At 72.7% G+C, this 21,684-nt stretch carries 16 protein-coding genes and 2 pseudogenes; 13 read left to right on the forward strand and 5 right to left on the reverse strand.

The features are described 5' to 3' along the window. The first annotated feature begins 96 nt into the window (after window positions 1-96). From cyc2 to OHB56_RS33885, 4 genes are all read left to right on the forward strand, one after another. Entirely contained in the window at window positions 97-2,292 is a 2,196-nt protein-coding gene (gene cyc2 / locus OHB56_RS33870; protein WP_326755529.1) for a germacradienol/geosmin synthase Cyc2, read from the forward strand. Window positions 2,293-2,570: 278 nt separating this feature from the next. Then, window positions 2,571-3,095, forward strand: a complete 525-nt coding sequence (locus tag OHB56_RS33875; protein ID WP_326755530.1) for a PDZ domain-containing protein — start codon at window positions 2,571-2,573, stop codon at window positions 3,093-3,095. 100 nt (window positions 3,096-3,195) lie between these two features. Beyond that, on the forward strand, window positions 3,196-3,324 hold the full coding sequence (locus OHB56_RS33880; protein ID WP_326755531.1) for a hypothetical protein: 129 nt from the start codon (window positions 3,196-3,198) through the stop codon (window positions 3,322-3,324). A gap of 48 nt (window positions 3,325-3,372) precedes the next feature. Further along, the gene (locus OHB56_RS33885; RefSeq protein WP_406357495.1) at window positions 3,373-4,320 is read left to right on the forward strand and encodes an aminoglycoside phosphotransferase family protein; all 948 of its coding nucleotides are present in this window, start codon (window positions 3,373-3,375) and stop codon (window positions 4,318-4,320) included. Between the two features lie 30 nt (window positions 4,321-4,350). Here the strand turns inward: OHB56_RS33885 and treZ are convergent, their stop codons facing one another. After that, window positions 4,351-6,096, reverse strand: coding sequence for a malto-oligosyltrehalose trehalohydrolase (treZ, locus tag OHB56_RS33890; RefSeq protein ID WP_406357497.1), 1,746 nt, complete (start codon window positions 6,094-6,096; stop codon window positions 4,351-4,353). Between the two features lie 181 nt (window positions 6,097-6,277). On the opposite strand from treZ, the gene OHB56_RS33895 reads away from it, so the two are divergent. The 3 genes from OHB56_RS33895 to OHB56_RS33905 all read left to right on the forward strand — a co-directional run bounded on the left by OHB56_RS33895 (window position 6,278) and on the right by OHB56_RS33905 (window position 8,012). Beyond that, window positions 6,278-6,829, forward strand: a complete 552-nt coding sequence (locus OHB56_RS33895) for a DUF1707 and FHA domain-containing protein (protein ID WP_326755534.1) — start codon at window positions 6,278-6,280, stop codon at window positions 6,827-6,829. A 143-nt stretch (window positions 6,830-6,972) separates the two neighbouring features. Then, window positions 6,973-7,575 (forward strand): hypothetical protein, encoded by a 603-nt coding sequence (locus OHB56_RS33900; protein WP_406357500.1) that lies wholly within the window; start codon window positions 6,973-6,975, stop codon window positions 7,573-7,575. Beyond that, window positions 7,572-8,012 carry an SSI family serine proteinase inhibitor gene (locus OHB56_RS33905; protein WP_326755536.1) on the forward strand — a complete coding sequence of 147 codons (441 nt, stop codon included), beginning with the start codon at window positions 7,572-7,574 and terminating at the stop codon, window positions 8,010-8,012. The genes OHB56_RS33900 and OHB56_RS33905 overlap by 4 nt, the downstream gene beginning before the upstream one ends. Window positions 8,013-8,031: 19 nt before the next feature. Here OHB56_RS33905 and OHB56_RS33910 read toward each other — a convergent pair whose 3' ends face one another. From OHB56_RS33910 to glgX, 3 genes are all read right to left on the reverse strand, one after another. Continuing rightward, complete coding sequence (locus tag OHB56_RS33910; RefSeq protein WP_326755537.1) at window positions 8,032-9,306, reverse strand: M14 family zinc carboxypeptidase; 1,275 nt, start codon at window positions 9,304-9,306, stop codon at window positions 8,032-8,034. A 143-nt stretch (window positions 9,307-9,449) separates the two neighbouring features. Continuing rightward, window positions 9,450-11,918 (reverse strand): malto-oligosyltrehalose synthase, encoded by a 2,469-nt coding sequence (gene treY / locus OHB56_RS33915; protein WP_406357502.1) that lies wholly within the window; start codon window positions 11,916-11,918, stop codon window positions 9,450-9,452. 92 nt (window positions 11,919-12,010) lie between these two features. After that, window positions 12,011-14,206 carry a glycogen debranching protein GlgX gene (gene glgX / locus OHB56_RS33920; RefSeq protein ID WP_406357504.1) on the reverse strand — a complete coding sequence of 732 codons (2,196 nt, stop codon included), beginning with the start codon at window positions 14,204-14,206 and terminating at the stop codon, window positions 12,011-12,013. Window positions 14,207-14,543: 337 nt separating this feature from the next. On the opposite strand from glgX, the gene OHB56_RS33925 reads away from it, so the two are divergent. Continuing rightward, window positions 14,544-15,812, forward strand: a complete 1,269-nt coding sequence (locus tag OHB56_RS33925; RefSeq protein WP_326757206.1) for an SAV2148 family HEPN domain-containing protein — start codon at window positions 14,544-14,546, stop codon at window positions 15,810-15,812. 194 nt (window positions 15,813-16,006) lie between these two features. Then, window positions 16,007-16,810, forward strand: a complete 804-nt coding sequence (locus OHB56_RS33930) for a 3'-5' exonuclease (RefSeq protein ID WP_406357506.1) — start codon at window positions 16,007-16,009, stop codon at window positions 16,808-16,810. Between the two features lie 284 nt (window positions 16,811-17,094). On the opposite strand, the gene OHB56_RS33935 is transcribed toward OHB56_RS33930, so the two are convergent. Then, on the reverse strand, window positions 17,095-17,961 hold the full coding sequence (locus tag OHB56_RS33935; RefSeq protein WP_406357508.1) for a phosphotransferase enzyme family protein: 867 nt from the start codon (window positions 17,959-17,961) through the stop codon (window positions 17,095-17,097). 182 nt (window positions 17,962-18,143) lie between these two features. Between OHB56_RS33935 and OHB56_RS33940 the strand changes: the two are divergent. The 4 genes and pseudogenes from OHB56_RS33940 to OHB56_RS33955 all read left to right on the forward strand — a co-directional run. Continuing rightward, window positions 18,144-18,554, forward strand: a pseudogene (locus OHB56_RS33940) (glycosyl transferase); the annotation flags it as partial. A 71-nt stretch (window positions 18,555-18,625) separates the two neighbouring features. Further along, the gene (locus OHB56_RS33945; protein ID WP_406357510.1) at window positions 18,626-19,201 is read left to right on the forward strand and encodes an IS607 family transposase; all 576 of its coding nucleotides are present in this window, start codon (window positions 18,626-18,628) and stop codon (window positions 19,199-19,201) included. Then, a complete protein-coding gene (locus tag OHB56_RS33950; RefSeq protein ID WP_406357512.1) occupies window positions 19,194-20,822 on the forward strand; it encodes an IS200/IS605 family accessory protein TnpB-related protein in 1,629 nt (542 codons plus the stop codon). The genes OHB56_RS33945 and OHB56_RS33950 overlap by 8 nt, the downstream gene beginning before the upstream one ends. Further along, window positions 20,823-21,617: pseudogene (locus OHB56_RS33955) on the forward strand (macrolide family glycosyltransferase); the annotation flags it as partial. Window positions 21,618-21,684: the final 67 nt, after the last annotated feature.

The following is a 21,684-nucleotide window of genomic DNA, read 5'->3' on the forward strand; positions in this document are numbered from 1 at the left end:
TTCCGGCATTTCAGCATTTCAGGGAGGGTTCACGCGATGGTGTGATCATGTCCGGGCCGGTGGATGCCGTCCCGGGCCCACGGGTAGTGCCGGGCCATGACCCAGCCGTTCGTACTTCCGCACTTCTACCTGCCGCACCCCGCGCGGCTGAACCCGCATCTCGAGGAGGCCCGCGCCCACTCGTCGGTGTGGGCGCGCGAGATGGGCATGCTGGAGGGATCCGGAGTCTGGGAGCAGGCCGATCTCGACGCGCACGACTACGGCCTGCTCTGCGCCTACACCCACCCCGACTGCGACGGGCCCGCCCTCTCCCTGATCACCGACTGGTACGTGTGGGTCTTCTTCTTCGACGACCACTTCCTGGAACTGTTCAAACGCAGCCAGGACCGGGAGGGCGGCAAGGCCCACCTGGACCGGCTGCCGCTGTTCATGCCGCTGGACCCGGCGACCCCGGTGCCCGAGCCGCAGAACCCGGTCGAGGCGGGCCTCGCCGACCTGTGGGCGCGCACCGTGCCCGCGATGTCCGAGGACTGGCGCGCCCGGTTCGCCGTCGCCACGGAGCACCTTCTCAACGAGTCGTTGTGGGAGCTGTCCAACATCAACGAGGGGCGGATCGCCAACCCCGTCGAGTACATCGAGATGCGCCGCAAGGTGGGCGGCGCCCCGTGGTCGGCGGGGCTCGTCGAGTACGCGACCGCCGAAGTGCCCGCAGCCGTCGCCGGAACCAGGCCGCTCAGGGTGCTGATGGAGACGTTCTCCGACGCCGTGCACCTGCGCAACGACCTGTTCTCCTACCAGCGCGAGGTCGAGGACGAGGGCGAAAACAGCAACGGCGTCCTCGTCCTGGAGACCTTCTTCGGCTGCACCACCCAGCAGGCCGCCGACACCGTCAACGACATCCTCACCTCGCGGCTGCACCAGTTCGAGCACACCGCGTTCACCGAAGTGCCCGCGGCCGCCCTGGAGAAGGGCCTCGCCCCGCACGAGGTCGTGGCCGTCGCGGCGTACGCGAAAGGGCTGCAGGACTGGCAGTCCGGCGGCCACGAATGGCACATGCGCTCCAGCCGGTACATGAACGAGGGCGCCCGGCGGACCACCCCGTGGGCGGGCCTGTCCGGAGCGGGCACCTCGGCCGCCGACGTGCCCGGACTGCTCGCCGCCGCGGGCGCGACGGGGGCACCTCCCACGCCGTCCGGGCAGTGGGGGAGACTGCGGGCGCACACCCATGTGCCGTACCAGAAGGTCGGCCCGTCCCTGATCCCCGACATCCGCATGCCGTTCCCGCTCACGCTCAGCCCGCACCTCGACGCCTCCCGGAGCGCCCTCGTCGACTGGTGCCACCGGACGGGCATCCTGAGCGAAGGCGTGTGGGACGAGGACAAGCTCGAGGCCTACGACCTCGCCCTGTGCTCCGCCGGACTCGACCCGGACGCCACTCCCGAGGCCCTCGACATCAGCGCGCAGTGGCTCGCCTTCGGCACCTACGGCGACGACTACTACCCGCTCGTCTACGGCCATCGCCGCGACCTGGCCACCGCCCGGCTGACCACGGCCCGCCTGTCCGACTGCATGCCCGTCGACGCCGAACCGGTGCCCCCGGCGGCCAATGCCATGGAACGGGCCCTGGCCGACCTGTGGGCCCGCACCACCGCGGGCATGACACCCAAGGCGCGGGTCCCGCTGAAGAACGCCGTGAACGTCATGACCGAGAGCTGGCTGTGGGAACTGGGCAACCAGATCGTGCACCGCGTGCCCGACCCGGTCGACTACCTGGAGATGCGCCGGCAGACCTTCGGCTCCGACCTCACTCTCGGCCTGTGCCGGGCGGGCCACGGCCCCGCCGTCCCGCCCGAGGTCTACCGCAGCGGCCCGGTCCGTTCCCTGGAGAACGCGGCGATCGACTACGCCTGCCTCCTCAACGACGTCTTCTCGTACCAGAAGGAGATCGAGTTCGAGGGCGAGGTCCACAACGCGATCCTCGTCGTGCAGAACTTCTTCGGCTGCGACTACCCGAAGGCGCTCGGCATCGTCCACGACCTGATGAGCCGGCGCATGGAGCAGTTCGAGCACGTCGTGGCACATGAACTACCCGTGCTGTACGAGGACTTCGGGCTGTCCCGGGAGGCGCGCGCGATCATGCGGGACTACGTGCTGGACCTGCAGAACTGGATGGCGGGCATCCTGCACTGGCACCGCAGCGTGAACCGCTACAAGGACGCGTGGCTCTCGGGCCGGGTCCACGGCTTCCTGCCGGAGCGCACACCCGCGGTGCCCATGGCCACCCGCACCTGAGGGGAAGTCAGTCTCACTCTTTCGTGGCTCGTCGGCCCCCGTCGATCCGGGTAGCACTCCGGCGGAGGCGATCCATGGAACAGACTGCGTTGCGACCCAAGCCGATGCCTGGCCGTGGGGCGGCCGGCGCCGGCACCGGAGACACGGGCGGGGGCGCGGGCCGGGACGGGAGCGGGGGAGGGAATGGGGGCGGGCCCGGGGCCCGGTGCGGTTCCGGCCGGCCGCGTTCGCATGCCGCGCGGCGGCGGGGGCGGCGGCTGAGGGCCACACTGCTCGCGATGCTCCTCGGCACCGTCCTGGTGCTGTCCGGAGTGGGTGTCGGGGCGACGGGGGCCACGGTCGTCGGCGCGGACGGACTGGCCGGGGTGCAGCGCCGGGCGGGATTCGCGGGCGCTGACGTGCCGTCCGGATCGCCCGGGGCGCCCGGGTCGTCCAGGGCGCCCGGGCTGTCGGTGGCGTCGGGGGAGGGGGTCGCCCCCGCCCCGGCGTCCGCGCCCGTCGTCGCCAGGCTCGGCGTGGAGGTCGTGGACGACCACGGGCCGGGGGCCCTGGTGGCCGGCGTGCAGGTGCCGGGTCCGGGGTTCTCGGCGGGCCTGGTGCGGGGCGACGTGCTCCTCGCCTTCGGCGAGACCCGGACCGACACGGCCGCCGACCTGGCGCGCGCGGCCCTCCGGGCGAGACCGGGTGCCGAGGTTACCCTCACGGTGCGCCACCGAAGCGGCGGCTTCCAGCAGCTCACGGCCGTCCCCGGCTTCGTCGCCCGAACACCGGGGAGTGGCACCGCCGGAGTCGGCACGACCTGAAGTGCCTCATCCGGACGAACACGGCCCATCGGCTCGCGCCGCCCCCGCCCGCCGGGCAGGATGCTGCACACAACCCCTGTACCTGCCCCGGGAGGCCCGGATGACCGGCAGTACGTCCGCGTCCCGCACCACACCCGGTGCCGCGTCCCGCACCGCCGCCCACGACGCGGCTCGCCCCCGTACGGAGCGTACGGAGCGTGCGGCGGGGGAGACGGTCATAGTGGACTGAAAGGCCCCGACGTCCCCTCCCCGCCCACCGAACGACAGCGGCGCGACCATGACCCAGGCACCGACACCCACCGCGGACATCGTCCGCCGGCTGGTCCGTACCCTCCTCAAGGACGAGAGGGACGGCGAGACCGACGACGGACCGAAGGTGCGGCCCGTCGGCGAGGACGCCGGACCCGCCACCTGGTGGGTCGGCACCCGGCAGGTGCTGCGCCTCGCGCTCGACCGGGAGACGAGCATCCGACGGCGCCGCGAGCTGCGGCTGCGGGAACTCGTCCGCCCGCACATCCCGGTCGCGGTGCCGTCGAGCGTGGCGCACGGCGAGTGGGCGCCGGGCCTGATCTGCACCCTGGACACCAGGCTGGCCGGCGGGTCGGCGGAGGAGCACCGGGTCTCCGCCGTCGGTGAGACCGATCTGGCCGGGCTGCTCACCGGGCTGCGCGAGGTACCGGTGCGGCAGGCGGAGACGCTCGGCGTGCCGCGTGTCCCCCCGCGTTCCCTGGAGTCCCTGCGCCGGGCCGCCGCAGAGGCCGCCGAACGGCTGGCCGACGCCGACGAGTTCGCCTCCCACCGCATGCGGCAGCTCACCCCCTCCGCCGCCGTTCAGCTCACCGCCCAGTCCGGCTCGCCGGTCCTCGTCCATCACGACCTCACGGGCGCGCATCTCGTGGTCAGCGCCGACGGCCGGGTGCGCGGGGTCCTCGGCTGGGCCGGGGCGGTGGTCGGCGACCCCGCCGAGGACATCGCGGGCCTGGCGCTCGCCGTGGGCTCCCCGGCCGCCGTACGCGCCGCCACCCTCGCCGGCTACGGCGCCCGCCCCTGCCTGCGCGGCCTGTGGCTGGCCCGCTGCGACGCGATCCTGCACCTCGCCGAGGCGCTGGGCGGCGGGGTCACCGGCCCGCTGCCGCCACTGCTGCGCGTCCGGCTGCGCCGGGCCTGGGAGGCGATCCTGCTGGAGCGGGTGACGGACCTCCGCGGCGCGGACGACATGCCATAGCCACACGTCCGAGCCGTGTGCCCCGGGCGCTCACTGCTGCAGCAGCACCACCGCGGACTCGCCGGGCAGGTGCAGCACTCCGTCCGGGCCCGGCGTCCCGACGGGCTCCCAGGCGGCGAGTACGCGCGCGTGCGGGGCGCCCAGCGCGATCGCGGCCGGTTCACCGGCCAGGTTCACGGCCACCAGCACGTCCCCGCGCCGGAAGGCGAGCCAGCGCCGGTCCTCGTCGAAGACCACCCTGGTGTCGGCGAGGTCGGGGTCGGGGAGGTCCGGCTGCGCGTGACGCAGCGCGACGAGCTGCCGGTACCAGGCCAGCACGCGCGCGTGGGGCTCGCGTTCCGGCTCCGACCAGTCCAGACAGGAGCGGTCGCGGGTGGCGGGGTCCTGCGGGTCGGGCACGTCCCCCGCGGCCCAGCCGTGCGCCGTGAACTCCCGTCGTCTGCCGTCGCGCACGGCCTCGGCGAGTTCGGGGTCGGTGTGGTCGGTGAAGAACTGCCAGGGGGTGCCCGCCGCCCACTCCTCGCCCATGAACAGCATCGGCGTGAACGGAGCGGTCAGGGTGAGGGTCGCGGCGCAGGCCAGCAGGCCGGGGGAGACCAGCGCGGCCAGCCGGTCGCCCCGGGCCCGGTTGCCGATCTGGTCGTGGGTCTGGCTGTAGCCGAGGAGGCGGTGCCCGGCGATCCGCGTACGGTCCAGGGGCCGCCCGTGCCGCCGGCCGCGGAACGAGGAGTACGTGCCGTCGTGGAAGAAGCCGCCGGAGAGCGTCTTGGCGACCGCCGCGAGCGGGGCACGCGCGAAGTCGGCGTAGTAACCCTGCGACTCACCGGTCAGCGCGGCGTGCAGGGCGTGGTGGAAGTCGTCGTTCCACTGTGCGTGCAGTCCGTGACCGCCGTCCGCGCGGGGCGTGACGTACCGGGGGTCGTTCCGGTCCGACTCGGCGATCAGGAACAGCGGCCGGCCGGTGTCGGCCGACAGGGCGTCCACGGCCGCCGCAAGCTCCTCCAGGAAGGGGTAGGCGCGCGTGTCCGCCAGCGCGTGCACCGCGTCCAGACGCAGCCCGTCGATCCGGTAGTCCCGCAGCCACGCCAGCGCACTCTCCACGAGGTACGTCCGCACCTCGTCCGAGCCGGGGGCGTCCAGGTTGACGGCGGCGCCCCACGGAGTGTGGTGGGTGTCGGTGAAGTACGGGCCGAACCGCGGAAGGTGATTCCCGGAGGGCCCCAGGTGGTTGTGCACCACGTCGAGGACGACGCCCAGCCCCAGGGAGTGCGCCCGGTCGACGAACCGTTTCAGTGCCTCGGGTCCCCCGTACGGCTCGTGCACCGCCCACAGGGAGACCCCCTCGTACCCCCACCCGTGGCGGCCGGGGAAGGGACACACCGGCATCAGCTCCACATGGGTGACGCCCAGCCCGGCGAGATGCTCCAGCCGCTCGGCGGCGGCGTCGAACGTGCCCTCGCGCGTGTACGTGCCCACGTGCAGTTCGTACAGGACGGCGCCGGGCAGCGGGCGCCCGTCCCAGGCCGCGCGCCAGGCGAACGCGTCGTGGTCGACGACGGCGCTCCGCCCGTCGGGCCCGTCCGGTTGCCGGCGCGAGCGCGGATCGGGCAGTACCGGCCCGCCGTCCAGCGCGAAGCCGTACCGGGAGCCGTCCCGCGCGTCCGCCTCACCCCGCCACCACCCCTCCCGTTCCGGATCGCGCGCCAAAGGGCGCGTGACGCCGTCGCACTGGAGCGTCACGTCGTCGGCCTGCGGTGCCCACACCTCGAACTGCACGGACGGTTCCCCTTCGTCTGCTCACCGTGATGTAGCTCGTCCATCGTGCGGCATCGGAGAGCGATCCGCCGGTGAATGTTCCCTTTGCGGCGGGTGTCCCCGCGTCGGGAGCGGGGACGGCCGTGCGGTGCTTCGGCCGTCTCCTGGACAGTCCGGCCCGTACTGGCCGACAATCAGCAGCGTGACGTCGTCATTCGAGTTCAACACGTACCCCGCGCGGCTCTCCGACGTGGAGCGCGACAAGGCGCTGAAGGTACTGCGGGACGGCGCCGCGGTGGGGCGGCTGTCCCACGACACGTTCATCCGGCGCATGGAGCTGGCGCTCGCGGCGCGGTGCCCCGAGGAGCTCGTCCCGCTCACCGCCGACCTGCCCACCGAGGGCCGCTTCTCGCGCCTGCTGTTCTCCTCCGTGGAGGCTGTCTCCGGGTTCACGGTACGGCTGCGCGGGGCATGGCGGGCCGAGCGGCTGCCGAAGCTGATGCTGCCCCATCCGGCGACCGCCCACCCGTTGCGCATCGGGCGCGACCCCGCCAACGGGCTGAGGCTCCACCACGAAACGGTCTCCCGCGTGCACGCGGAACTCCGTAGACAGGGCGGCCTGTGGGTGCTGCGGGACCTCGGTTCCACCAACGGCACGACGGTGAACGGGCGTCGGGTGGTCGGCGCGGCCGTCGTCCGGGAGGGCGACCAGATCGGCTTCGGACGGATGACGTACCGGCTCACGGCGAACTGACCGTCCGCACACGGCCGGACGGACCGCGGCGTCCACGGGCGCGCTGGAAGATCGTCGAACTGCCTTTGTTCTCCATGGTGTTGACGTGCCCCCGAAGCGGTGACTCACTGCAGGCGTCCGGCGCACTCCCCGTGAAGGGTGAGGTGGCGAGCCGACGGCGCCACTTCGTGGAGGTGTGCCCTGACGTCCTTCCTGCGCCGTCCGACCGCCGACGAGCCGGGCGCGCGGGCCGCCGCCCTCGTGACCGGGAACCCCCGGCGCGGCTGCTCGCCCCGGTCGACGACCATGTGCCGATCTGCCCCGGACTCACCGACGCCTGGGACCCCGGCACCAGGGCCCGCGGCGCCGGGCTCTCCGGCCCCGGGCACGGCACAGGGGACCCCGGCACCGGCGACGGGGGCGGCCGCCCGTTCCCGCCCATGAAGACCGCCCGGCCGACCGCGCTCACCGTCGTCGGCCGTCGGCCGGCGCTGCGCACCGCGGGACCGCTGCACCGACCGGTCACCACCGACGGCCGTGTTCCGGCGGGGGTGCTGCCGGAACCGGACCGGCTCATCGGCGCGCGGTGCGCCGACCACCGGGACGTCTGCGAGACACGCCGGATCCCGGTCGCACGTCAGGTCGAGTACCGGACACGGGTCGTGGTCGCCGTGTTCGAGCCGGCCGTGCGGCACCCGGGCACATCTTCCCGTTCGGGTGAGCCGGGCTGGGGTTCCGGCACCGTCGTGCCGATGCATCCGGAATGACGTACACCTCACTGAAAGCGGTACGGGGCGCGCTGCTGGCGGCGACCGCCTTCCTCGCCTGCCTCGCCCCCACTCCCGCACAGGCGGACCCCGGCCCCCGGGGCGCCGACACCTCCGACACCTGGCTCGTCCTCGGCGTCGACCGGGGCGAGACCCGGACCGGAACGGCATCCGGCCACCTGCTCCTCTGCGACCCGCCCCAGGGCCATCCGCGCGCGGCCGACGCCTGCGCGGAACTCGCCGCGGTGAACGGGCGCATCACCGGCATTCCGGCCCGGGACACGTACTGTCCGATGGTCTACGCCCCGGTGACCGCACACGCGCACGGGCAGTGGCGGGGACAGCCGGTCGAGTACACGGAGACCTTCTCGAACCGGTGCATGATGGAGGCCCGGACCGGTTCCGTGTTCGCCCTGGACGGGACGCAGCCCTCCTGAGGTCGTGGGAGCGGGCGATTCAGCCCGTTCCCGTCCCCGTACCCGCGCGGGCGTGCAGCGCCGCCGCCACGACCGTGCGGACCTGATGCTCCACCTGGTGCGCCACGGGCACCCGGCGGGCCCGGAAGCGCACGGCGAACGAGTCGCTCCACAAGGCGACCAGGCGCTCCAGCCGCGCCGCCGCGTGCGGCTCGCTCTCCCGCAGCTCCCGCCGCAGCATCGCCGCCGCCCGCAGCGGCACCCGGCGCGTGAACGCGTCCACGCTGCTCACGTACGCCCTGGTGCCGTCGGGCGGCCGGGTGCGGACCAGGTCTCCGGCCAGTCCCGGCACCAGCTCCAGCCCCCAGGTGGTCGCCCGCAGCAGCGGGCCGCCGGCGGTACCGGCGCCCTCCATGGCCCCGGGCCGGACCTCCTCCAGCACCTGCCGCACCTCGCGAGCGTCCCGCAGCAGCCGGTCCGCGAGATGCCGCAGCGCCTCGGCCGGAGCCGGATGCGGCTCAGGATCGTCCACCAGGCCGCCGGCCCACATCGGTACCTCGACGACCGCCGTCAGACCGCCGTACCGGTGCGGGCGGTACCAGGTGCTGTGCCGCGCGTCGTCCGGCAGGCTCGGATACACCGGACCGGCCTCCGCCGCGGGCATCACCCGCACCCCGGGACCGGACACCGGCCAGCCCGCCGCGTCCGAGGCGCCCGTCTCCACCGGGATGTGCAGCTCCGCGGCGGACTTGCCGAACGGCTCGGCGAGCCCCGGCACGTCCCTCGTCAACTGGACCCAGCTGCCGCCCAGATCGGTCCCGTGCAGCGACACCTGGAGGTAGGGCCGCAGCTCGTCGATGACCCCGGTCAGGGCCAGGGTCTCGGGCGGCAGCCGGTCGGGCGGCAGGACCGACGGGGCCCACTCCGGCTGTTCCCGGCCGGCGGGACGGAAGAATCCCAAGTGATAGTCGTACAGGCTGTCCGGGTCCGTCGCCGTATGGAGGCTCGCTCCGTCGGGGTCCGCGCACAGCAGGAAGTGCCAGGACGTCTCGTCCCGCAGCTCCCGCTCCGCCACGACCCGCCGGGCCAGCGCGAGCAGGGTGCCCCCGCCGGCCGGCTCGTTGGCATGGGCACCCGCGACCACCAGCACGGCGCGCCGGGCGTGGCCCACGGACAGCAGGTGCAGCGGCCGCCCCGCGCGGGAGAGTCCCACCTCCCGCAGGACGCACAGGTCGGGCCGCCGGGCCGTCAGCGCGCGGGAGGAGGAAACGAGTTCGGCCACCGTCGGGTGGCGCAGCTCCGGCAGGAGACCCACCCCCCGTCAATCCCCGTCGTCGCACACCGCAGTACCCCACGGCCGCGGACCGGTGTCAAGGGTGCGACGGGGGAGGCCGAAGGGGGTGCACACGGCGCATAGGACCGGCACCTCCACGGCCGTGTCCCACCCGGGGCACGGTCCTACGCCACGCCCGGCTCCCCGACCTGTTCCAGCAGTGCCACCGGTGACCGCTCGAACAGCTCCGCCACGCGCGCGTGCCCGGTGAACCCCCGTCCGGGCTCCAGCACGTCGGCCCACCGGCCCGGTGGCAGCGCCAGCCGGGTCTCCCGCCAGCCACCCGCCTCCGTCAGCCGCAGCGACAGCCGGGTCACGGCGGTCAGCACCGCACCGGACCGCACGAACGCCACGCAGTGCGCCGCCCCGGGGCCCTCGGCGGCCAGCGGCTCGTACGACGCCGTGTCGCCGAACACCTCCGGCCGCCGCGCCCGCAACCGCAACGCGGCCCGTGTCACCGCCGCCTTGCCGCTGCTGCTGCTGCTGCCGCTGCCGTCGCCGTCGTCGGCATCGTCCGCGCCGTCCCTGCCGTCCCTGCCGTCCCTGCCGTCCCTGCCGTCCCTGCCGTCCGTCTCTCCGGCCGGGAAGTCCACCGCGCGCCGGTTGTCCGGGTCCACCAGGGCCCGGTACTCGGACTCGGTGCCCTGGTAGACGTCGGGCACGCCCGGCATCGTCAGATGGACCAGGGCGGCGCCCAGCACGTTCGCGCGGATGTACGGCTCCAGCGAGGCCCGGAACCGCGCGACCCGTTCGCCCGTGGCCCCGCACGGCCCCGCCGCCACGAACCGGGCCACCGCCTCCTCGTACGCCGGTTCCCGCTCCGTCCAGCTCGTGTGCATGCCCGCCTCGCGCACGTGCTTGAGCAGGGCGCCCGTCACCCGCTCCGGATCGGCCGGGCCCAGTCCGAACACCGTCTGCCAGGCCGCCCACGCCAGCTGCGGGTCCGGTACGCCCTCGCCGACGTGGGTCACCTCCGCCAGGACGTCCGCCCACGGTCCGGGGCACTCGGTGAGCACATGGAGCGCGGCCCGCACATCGGCGCTGCGCTTGGTGTCGTGCGTGGAGACGACGGTGCCGGTCGCCGGCCAGTCGCGCTGCACGCGCGCGCAGTGCGCGTGGAACCGCTCCGGGGACAGCGCCGGAGCGCCGGGGTTGTGGCCCACCTCCGTCGCCGACAGCAGCGGCACGTAGCGGTAGAACGCCGTGTCCTCCACCGACTTGGCCCGCAGCGCCGACGCGGTCTGCGCGAACCGCGTACGGAACTCCACCTGCCCCGGCCCGTCGCCGTACCGCCCGAGCACCAGATCCCGTACGACGTCCACCGCCCCGGCCTCCTCGGGGACGGCGAAGGCGCGCCGGGCGGCGGCCGCGGCCTCCTCGGTGACCACACCGGCCGGGTCCACGGACGCGTAGGGCCGGTACACCTCGAGCCGGACCAGCAGTTCCTCGAGCGCGGTGCGCAGGGCCCAGGGCGCGCGGTCGCGCAGCGCGGGCTCGGGGGAGGCCGTGCACAGGCAGTGGGCCACCCGGGTCAGCCGGTCGACCTCGGTGGCCAGCTCGTGCGTGAGCACCTTGTACGCGGCCCGCCGCACCGTCGCCTTCCACTCGCCGCCCCGGTCCGGCTGCGGCGCCGTGAACCGCCGGTACTGACCGAGCAGTTCCCCGGCCCCCGCCGGATCCGTGAACAGGCCGTCCACGTGCCGCAGGGCGTCGTAACCGGTGGTGCCCGCGACCGGCCAGGAGGCGGGAAGCGGCTCGCCGTCAGCGAGGATCTTCTCCACCACGGTCCAGCGGCCCCCGGTCGACTCGTGCAGCCGCCGCAGATACCCGTCCGGGTCGGCGAGCCCGTCCGGGTGATCGACCCGCAGCCCGTCGACGACCCCCTCGCGCAGCAGCTGGAGGATCTTGGCGTGGGTGGCCTCGAACACCTCGGGGTCCTCCACGCGCACGCCGATCAGCTCGGAGATGCTGAAGAACCGGCGGTAGTTGAGCTCGGTGCGGGCCAGCCGCCACCACACGGGGCGGTACCACTGGGCGTCCAGAAGCTGGGGCAGCGGCAGGTGGGCGGTGTCCTCGCGCAGCGGGAACGCGTGGTCGTGGTAGCGCAGCACATCGCCGTCCACCTTCAGACGGTCGAGCTCGGCGCCGAGCGGTCCGCCCAGCACCGGCAGCAGCACCTGACCGCTCTGCGCCTCCCAGTCGATGTCGAACCACCGCGCGTGGCGCGACGAGGGCCCCTCGCGCAGTACCTCCCACAGGGCCCGGTTGTGGCGCGGGGACATCGCCATGTGGTTCGGGACGATGTCCACGACCAGGCCGAGACCGTGTTCCCGCGCGGTGCGCGACAGGTCCCGCAGCGCCTGCTCGCCGCCCAGTTCCTCGCGTACGCGCGCGGGGTCCACCACGTCGTAGCCGTGCCGCGAGCCCGGCACCGCCTCCAGGACCGGCGACAGGTGCAGATGGGACACGCCGAGCGAGGCCAGGTACGGCACGGCGGTCGCCGCGGCGGCGAACGGGAAGTCGGGCTGCAACTGCAGCCGGTACGTGGCGGTGGGCACCGAGGGCTCGGATCGCTCAGGTCGCTCAGAGGTCATGCAGACCTACGTACCCGCCCTGCCGCCCTTCCTGTCAACAGTCCCTCCGCTGCCGCGGCACCGTCCGCGCCACCCCTCCACGCCGCTGTCCGTCACACCGGCCGCTGGAGCACCGTCAGGCTCCGGTCGGTCAGCGTCAGCCGGGTGCCGGCCCGTACCTTCGGACCGGTGCCCGGCGGTACGCCGTCCTCGCGGGCGGTGTCGACGACCACCTGCCACTGCCGGCCGTGGTCGACGGGCACCACGAACTCCAGCGGGCCGGGGGAGGCGTTGAACATCAGCAGGAACGAGTCGTCCGTGATCCGCTCCCCGCGCCGGCCGGGCTCCGAGATCGCGTTGCCGTTGAGGAACACCGTCAGCGCCGAGGCGCGCGCCTGGTCCCAGTCCCGCTGGGTCATCTCCGTCCCCTCGGGGGTGAACCAGGCGATGTCGGACAGGTCGTCGTGGGTGCCCTCGACCGGCCGTCCGTGGAAGAAGCGGCGCCTGCGGAACACCGGGTGGTTCTTGCGCAGCCACACCATCGCGCGCGTGAAGGCCAGCATCCGCAGACGGGCGTCGTCACCGTCGTCCGCGCCGTCGTCCCCGCCGGTGTCGCCGTCGGGCGTCTCCCGCCGGCCCCGGCGCCGCTGCTCCTCCCGCTCCGAGGGCCAGTCGAGCCAGGCCAGCTCGTTGTCCTGGCAGTAGGCGTTGTTGTTGCCGCGCTGGGTGCGGGCCACCTCGTCGCCGTGACTGATCATCGGCACGCCCTGGGAGAGCATCAGCGTCGCGATGAAGTTCCGCATCTGCCGGGCCCGCAGCCGCAGCACGTCCGGGTCGTCGGTGTCGCCCTCGACACCGCTGTTCCAGGAGCGGTTGTGGCTCTCGCCGTCCCGGTTGTCCTCGCCGTTGGCGGTGTTGTGCTTGTCGTTGTACGAGACCAGGTCGTGCAGGGTGAAGCCGTCGTGGCAGGTCACGAAGTTGATCGAGGCCAGCGGGCGGCGCCCGTCGTCCTGGTACAGGTCGGACGAGCCGGTCAGCCGGGAGGCGAACTCGGCGAGCGCGCGCGGCTCGCCCCGCCACAGGTCCCGCACGGTGTCCCGGTACTTGCCGTTCCACTCGGTCCACAGCGGCGGGAAGTTGCCCACCTGGTAGCCGCCCTCGCCCACGTCCCACGGTTCGGCGATCAGCTTCACCTGGGAGACCACCGGGTCCTGCTGCACCAGGTCGAAGAACGACGACAGCCGGTCCACCTCGTGGAACTGCCGCGCCAGGGTCGCCGCGAGGTCGAAGCGGAACCCGTCGACGTGCATCTCGGTGACCCAGTACCGCAGTGAGTCCATGATCATCTGGAGGACGTGCGGGGACCGCATGAGCAGGGAGTTCCCGGTGCCCGTCGTGTCCATGTAGTAGCGGGGGTCGTCGGTCAGCCGGTAGTACGAGGGGTTGTCGATGCCCTTGAAGGACAGCGTCGGGCCCAGGTGGTTGCCCTCGGCGGTGTGGTTGTAGACGACGTCGAGGATGACCTCGATCCCGGCCTCGTGCAGGGCCTTCACCGCCGACTTGAACTCCAGCACCTGCTGACCGCGGTCGCCCCAGGACGCGTAGGCGTTGTGCGGGGCGAAGAATCCGATGGTGTTGTAGCCCCAGTAGTTGTTCAGGCCCATGTCCACCAGGCGGTGGTCGTTGACGAACTGGTGAACCGGCATCAGCTCCAGTGCCGTCACGCCGAGTTCCGTCAGGTGCTCGATCAGCGCCGGGTGCGCGAGGCCCGCGTAGGTGCCGCGCAGTTCCTCGGGCAGCCCCGGGTGGCGCATGGTGAGGCCCTTGACGTGCGCCTCGTAGAGCACGGTGTGGTGGTATTCCGTCCGGGGCAGCCGGTCGTCGCCCCAGTCGAAGTACGGGTTGACCACGACCGACGTCATCGTGTGCGGGGCGGAGTCCAGGTCGTTGCGCCGGTCGGGCGCGTCGAAGTGGTAGCCGTACACCTCCTCGCCCCACCGGACCGAACCGCTGATCGCACGCGCGTACGGGTCGAGCAGCAGCTTCGCCGAGTTGCAGCGCAGCCCCCGTTCGGGGGCGTACGGCCCGTGGGCACGGAAGCCGTACCGCTGTCCCGGCATGATGCCGGGGAGGTACACGTGCCGTACGAACGCGTCGCTCTCGCGCAGTTCGACCGCCGTCTCGGAGCCGTCGTCGTGCAACAGACACAGCTCCACTCGGTCCGCGGCCTCCGTGAAGACCGCGAAATTCGTGCCGGCGCCGTCGTACGTGGCACCGAGGGGATACGCCTCGCCAGGCCAGACCTGCATGGACACGACTCTTTCAGGTGTACGGCTCCGGTGGGGGCGCCTTGGCCCGGAGTGGTGGCGTGTCGTCCTGTCGCGGTGCTCTTGTCGTACCGCTTGTCGGGTCGGCGGCCGTGCCGTCGTCGCGCCGCCGCCGCCGCGTCCTTCCTGCGTGGTCTTCCGGTTCTCCGCGACCGCGTCAGAGCCGCAACATCTGTGCACACCCTGTGACTTCGTCCACTTCCGGCGGACGGGCATACCAGAACAGTGGTGTGGAAGAAGGAAGTTGAGAAACGACACTGTCATCGGGCTGCACCGCACGCCGCAAGCGGAGTACTCTCCTTGATCGTTGGGGCTGGGAGTGCTCGGGGGAGTGGAAGGCGGTGCGCGGGTGGGCTCGGGAGGGCTGGAGCTGCCCCCTGGTGGCGAGGGTCACGAGGGGAACTCCACGGACGTCCCGCCCGGTGCGGTGTCCCTGGCGCGGCCGATGGACGCGGGCTCGATCGGGCCGGACCTGGACTGGGGCGTGGACGCCTGGCGCGAGGTGCGGACCCGTGCCCAGCGGGCCGGCCGCGCCTACATATGGCTGAACCTCGTCGAACAGCGGCTGCGCTCGGTCGTGGCCGCCGTGCTGCGGCCCGTCTACGAACCCGTCCACGGCGACGACTGGGTGGTCGCCGCCGCCGGACCCGCCGGGCAGGAGTGGGTGCAGCGCGCGGTCGCGGTGCGCGAGGTCAGCCGCCGCAAGGGCTATCTGCTCGACCCGGCCGACGACAACGTCCTCTCCTTCCTCACGCTTCCGCAGCTGCGCGAGCTGATGGTCCAGCACTGGCCCTGTTTCGAGCCGTACTTCGACGACCGCCGGGACGTCGAGCTCGCCCTGGACGAGCTCGAGGTGACCCGCAACGTCGTCTCCCGCAACCGGGCACTGTCCGAGGCGGTGCTGAACCAGGCCGAGCGGGCCTCCGCGCGGCTGCTGGAGATGCTCGGCGCGGACGGGGACGTGCCGTCCGCCCGCCGGCTGCCCGTCGACGCGGTGGAGGACCTGGTCGGCGACCGGTACGCGGACGTGGTCGCCGTCCACCCCGACCGGGTGCGGCTGCTGCGCCAGTTCCCGGCCGAGGACATCTTCGGCGGTGCCCGCCGCCTGGACGCCATCGGCATAGGCCTCAACCTGCTGGTGCAGAACTTCTCCGGGCGCCGCCTGGTGCGGCTCGCCGAGGCCGGCTGCCGGGTGCGGCTGCTGTTCCTGAACCCGGCCTCCAGCGCGGTCAAGCGTCGCGAGCGCGAGCTCGGTCTCAAACGCGGGGAGCTGGGCCGCGCGGTCGAGATGAACATCCTCCACATGCGCCGGGTGCGGTCCCGGCTGCGCGACCCGGGTGCCTTCGAGATCCACGTGTACGACGAGACGCCCCGCTGTACGGCGTACCTCGTCGACGGGGACGGCGCCGACGGCGTCGGCGTGGTGCAGAACCATCTGCGCCGGGCCCGGGGGATGGAGGCGCCGGTGCTGGTGCTGCGCAACGGCGGCAAGGTGGTCAAACCGGGCGAGATCGAAGAAGGCGGACTGTTTCCCACGTACCGCGAGGAGTTCGAGCAGATGTGGGTGGATTCGCGACCGGTGTCGTGAAGTGTCCGTGCTCGCGAACGGAACGCGACCCTCGGGTTGTCAGTGGTGCGTGCGAAGGTAAGAGCCACTGGGGGAACGCACCGCACAGAAGGGGGGCCACCCATGGGATGGCACCGGGAGCCGCTGATCGGCTTCGGCCCGGAGACGACGGGCACCGACCCGCGCGAGGCACGCATCGTCACGGGGGCCGTGTGATGAGCTGGATCACCGGCCCCTTGGCGGCCTTCGACCTGGAGACCACGGGTACGGACATCGAGACCGATCGCATCGTCACCGCGGCGGTCGTGCGACTGGAGCCGGACGGGGCCGTTTCGGCGGAGCGGACCTGGCTGCTCGATCCCGGGGTGGCGATACCCGAGCAGGCTTCGGCGATCCACGGCATCTCGACGGACCATGCCCGCGAGCACGGAGTCCCGCCGTCGTCCGCGGTCGAGGACATCACCCGGGCCGTCGCCGAGGTCCTGCGCTCAGGGACGCCCCTGGTCGTGATGAACGCGCGCTACGACCTGTCCTTGCTGGACCGTGAGTGCCGGCGGTACGGGCTGGAGTCGATCACCGAGCGGCTGGGCGGCGTGCCCTCGCCGGTCATCGACCCTCTGGTGCTCGACAAGCACGTCGACAAGTACCGGAGGGGAAAGCGCGCCCTGCACGCGTTGTGCGCGCACTATGGAGTGTCGCTCGACGACGCACACGACGCGAGGGCGGACGCGGTGGCTGCCGCCCGGGTGGTGCGACGCATGGGCGAGAAGTACCAGCGCGTCGGGACGATGCCCTTGACGGACCTGCATGAGCTCCAGGTGCGCGCGGCGGCCGAGCAGGCGGCCTCTCTGCAGGCGTACCTGCGGCGGACCACGGACCCGACGGCAGTCGTCGAGCCGGCTTGGCCGGCCGTCCCGCGGAACCGGCGATCCGGGCCGGCCGAGGCACCCCGTGAGCGGGAGCCCGGCGGCCGGGCGGCTGCGCCGCTGTCCAGGACCGCCCCCGGGCAAGTGTCTTAGAGCCCCGAACACAATGGGCGCCCGGCTCGCGGCGTCCGGCACGCACGCTCGCCGCGTTGCCAAAAGGCCCTGGTAGCTCCGCTACGAGGACCTTCCGGCGCCTTGCGATCGCACGCACCGGACGCCGCGAGCCGATCGGACTCCCATTGTGTTCGGGGCTCTAAAGGCCTGTCCGGCGGACAGGCCCTGAGGCAGAGCGCGGAGCCGTCTTGGCCGGTGGCTTCCTCCGCCGCGTGGGTGCCGAGGAGGGGCGCCCGCCGGCCGGATTCCGCGTGCCGCACCGATCAGAAGGGGTACCAGCGGACCGTCGGGTCGCCGTCGCGCAGGGACGCCACGCGGCGCTCGAACTCGGCCAGCGCCCTCGGGTTGCTCGGGGCGTGCTGGGCGACCCAGGCGCAGCTGGCCGTCTCCCGTGCGCCGCGCAGCGCCGCGCAGCCCTCCCACTCGCGCACGTCCCAGCCGTAGGTCTCGGTGAAGGACGCGTACGCCTGCGCCGCCAGCCCGTAGCGGTCGTGGGAGAGGGCCATGACCACCAGGTCGTGCTCGCGCAGATCCGCGGAGAAGGTCTCCAGGTCGACCAGGACCGGCCCGTCCGGCCCGACGTGCACGTTCCGGGGCAGCGCGTCCCCGTGGATCGGGCCCCGCGGCAGGTGGGGCGTCAGGGCCGCGGCGGCGGCCGCGAAACCGTCCCGCCGCTCCCGCAGATACGCCGCGTCCTTCGGGGCGATCACCTCGCCCGCGAGCCGCAGCCAGCGTTCCACGCCGCCCAGCAGCTCCCGGGGCGGCAGCCCGAAGGCGGGAGCGGGAAGGGCGTGGACCACCCGCAGCAGCGCGGCCAGGTCCCGGGGTTCGGCGGGCCGCACCGGTTCGGGCAGCCGGTGCCAGACCGTCACCGGGTGGCCGTCGACGAGCAGGGCCCGCGGTTCGGCCGCCCGCACCGCCGGCACGCCCTCCTCGGCGAGCCACAGCGCGATCGACAGCTCCCGGCGGGCGCGTTCCAGCAGACCGCTGTCGCGGCCGACCTTGACGACCAGGTCGCCGGCCGCGAACACCGCGTTCTCGCCCAGGGCGAGCAGCCGCGCGTCCCCGGCCGCGCGTCCCGGCAGCACGTCCGCCGCCACCAGGACGTCCCGCGCCCGTGCCTCGTCCATCCGCCCGCCTCCATGGCTGTGCCTGTGCTCCTGTGTGCCGTCGGCCAGTGTCCCATTCGCACAGGTCGGCGATGTGCGCGGTGCCCGCCGGTGGTGGGCCGCGGGCGGGGCGGCTGCCTCGGGAACCGTCGTGCACCCCCAACCGATTGCACGAGACGTATCGTCTCGCCTAGGGTTCGGGCATGACCAGTCCCGCTCACATCGCCATGTTCTCCATCGCCGCCCACGGCCACGTGAACCCGAGCCTCGAAGTGATCCGCGAGCTCGTGGCGCGCGGCCACCGGGTGACGTACGCGATCCCCCCGGTCTTCGCGGACAAGGTCGCCGGGACCGGCGCCGAGGTGAAGCTCTGGAACTCCACCCTCCCCGGGCCCGAGGACGACCCGGAGGCCTGGGGCACCACCCTGCTGGACAACGTCGAACCGTTCCTCGACGACGCCGTCCAGGCCCTCCCGCAGCTGACGAAGGCCTACGAGGGGGACACTCCCGACCTGGTGCTGCACGACATCACCTCGTACCCGGCACGCGTGCTCGGCCACCGCTGGGGCGTGCCCGTGGTCTCCCTCTCGCCGAACCTCGTCGCCTGGGAGGGGTAACCAACTGCTGGTTCTCGGGGGTGGTTGAGTGTGCGTAACCATGTATGGGTGAGTGTCGTTGTCAGGGCGTGAATCTGACGGAGTGGGCGAAGACGCAGGGCGTACATCCGCAGACCGCGTATCGCTGGTTCCGTGAGGGGACGTTGCCGGTACCGGCTCAGCGGGTCGGGCCACGCACGATCCTGGTGAACATCGAGGCCAACACCGCGTTGGAAGCTGTGGGTGGCCTCGGGCTGTATGCCCGTGTCTCCTCCCACGATCAGAAGGCTGATCTGGAGCGCCAGGTCGCTCGGCTGTCGGCGTGGGCGGCGAAGACTGGCAGCAAGGTGGTGCGGGTCGAGTCCGAGATCGCATCTGGCATGAACGGCGCCCGCTCCAAGGCCCGTCGCATGCTTGCCGATCCGGCGGTGACCACCATGGTGGTCGAGCACAAGGACCGGTTGGGCCGTACGAACGTCGAACTCGTCGAAGCCGCGCTGTCCGCGTCGGGGCGCCGTCTGCTGGTCCTCGACGTAGGTGAAGTCGAAGACGACCTCGTGCGCGACATGGTGGAGGTGCTGACGTCGTTCTGCGCTCGCCTGTACGGCCGCAGGTCGGCGACGAACCGGGCGCGAAAGGCGTTGGAGGCCGCCGAGCATGGCTGACCTCCGCCCGATCGACGTCCCGTTCGTCGCGCTGGGCCCCACCGGTGTGGCGATCCGCGACCGGCTGGGGCACCTCACCACCGAGGACGAGCAGGTGCTGCGCCTGGTCGGCGCGCATCTCGGGTCGCTGGCCGCGAGGGATCTCGCGGCCCGCTGCCGTGATGGGCTCGGCCACTCCACGGACACCTGGGCGGCGCGGAAGCGGGAGCTGACCGCCGCCTCGTCGTCCCGGTGGGGCGGGGCGATCACGAAGGCCACGCATGACCAGTGGGCCTTGTCGCGTCGCTGCCAACTCGCCCACATCCAAAGCCTTGAGGCCGGTATCAAGACGATTCGGCACCGCCTGTCCCAGCCGATCGGCCAGAAGGGCACCAAGCGCGCTCCGGGCGGCTACCGTTCGAAGAGGGAGTGGTTCCAGAAGACCCGGCGTCTGCATGTCCTCGAGGAGCGTCTGGAGCGAGAGCGGGCCGACCGTGAGGCCGGCGTCGTCCACGTCGTGCGCGGCGGCAAGCGCCTGGCCCGTAATCGGCACAACCTCGGCGCCGCGCAACTCACCGAGAGTGAATGGCGCGAGCGGTGGGAAGCCGAGCGCTGGTTCCTCGCTGCGGACGGCGAGTCCGGGAAGCGGTACGGGAACGAGACGATCCGCGTCACCCCGGACGGGGAGGTGAGTATCAAGCTCCCTGCCCCGCTCGCCGAACTGGCGAACACCAAGCACAGCCGGTACGTACTCGCCGCAAAGGTCTCATTCCCGCACCGCGGCGAAGAATGGGCGGACCGGGTGGAGGCGAACCGGGCGGTTGCCTACCACATCCACCTGGACGTGGAACGCGGACACTGGTACCTGACCGCCTCGTGGCAGATCCCGCCCACCAGGACCATCCCGATCGACGCCGCCCTCGCCGAAGGTGTGATCGGCGTGGACACCAACGCCGACCACCTTGCGGCCTGGCGCCTGGACGCTCACGGCAACCCGATCGGGCGGCCCCGCCACTTCTCCTACCAGCTCAGCGGGTCGGCCGATCACCGTGACGCCCAGGTACGGCACGCGCTGTCCCGGCTGCTGAAATGGGCGAAGTCCTGCGAAGTGGCCGCTGTCGCCATCGAAGACCTGGACTTCGCGGCGGACAAGACCCGCGAGAAGCACGGCCGAAAGAAGCGGTTCAAGCAGCTCATCTCCGGCATGCCCACCGGCAAACTCCGCGCGCGCCTCACCTCGATGGCGGATCAGACCGGCATCAGCATCATCGCTGTCGACCCGGCATACACCTCGAAATGGGGCGCCCAGTACTGGCAGAAGCCCCTCACCGGCAAGAACCGCAAGGCGACCCGTCACGATGCGGCGAGCATCGCGATCGGGCGACGCGCCCAAGGGCACCCGATCCGGCGACGGACGACACCGCCCCCTGCTCACCAGAGTGATGAGCAAGGGCATCGGACCGTCCAGGCCCGACCGGATGCCCTCGGGCGCGAGGGACCCCGCCCCCGCACTCCCGGACCACGGACACGATCCGTGCCGCCGGACGCGGCGAGCACGCGGGCGACCAGGACACCCAAAACCGTTCGGGATGTCCGCAGCGACCAGGTATGGGTACAAGACTCACTCCTGCTCACTGGCTAGGAACGGTACGAGAAGGAGGTCGGCGAGCCGATGTGGGAGGAGCCGCTCAGGACCGAGCGCGGCCAGGCCTACTACGCCCGCTTCCACGCCTGGCTGGAGGAGAACGGCATCTCCGAGCACCCCGACCCGTTCGTCGGCCGGCCGGCCCGCTCCCTCGTCCTGATCCCCAAGGCGCTCCAGCCGAACGCCGACCGGGTCGATGAGAACGTGTACAGCTTCGTCGGCGCCTGCCAGGGCGACCGCGGCGCGGAGGGGGAGTGGCGGCGGCCGGCCGGTGCGCGGAAGGCCGTCCTGGTGTCGCTCGGATCGTCGTTCACCAAGCAGCCCGGCTTCTACCGGGAGTGCCTCAAGGCGTTCGGCGACCTGCCCGGGTGGCACCTGGTGCTCTAGATCGGCAAGCACGTCGACCCTGCCGAGCTGGGCGACGTACCGGCGAACGTCGAGGTGCGGTCCTGGGTGCCGCAGCTCGCGGTCCTCAAGCAGGCCGACCTGTTCGTCACCCACGCGGGCGCCGGCGGCAGCCAGGAAGGGCTGGCCACGGCCACGCCGATGATCGCCGTACCGCAGGCCGTGGACCAGTTCGGCAACGCGGACATGCTCCAGGCCCTCGGCGTCGCCCGGCACCTCCCGGCCGAGGAGGCCACCGCCGAGGCCCTTCGCACCGCCGCCCTCGACCTCACCGGCGACCCGGAGGTCGCCCGCCGGCTGAAGGAGATCTGGGCCGGGATGGCCGAGGAGGGCGGCACCCGCAGGGCGGCCGACCTCATCGAGGCGGAGCTGCCGCAGCGCGGCTAGCGAGAACGGGAAAGGGGCACGGCCGGAATGCCGTGCCCCTTCCCCCGCCCTCACCGCGGCCGCGGGA

The organism is Streptomyces sp. NBC_01635 (assembly GCF_045209715.1).
Classification (GTDB): Bacteria; Actinomycetota; Actinomycetes; order Streptomycetales; family Streptomycetaceae; genus Streptomyces; species Streptomyces hirsutus.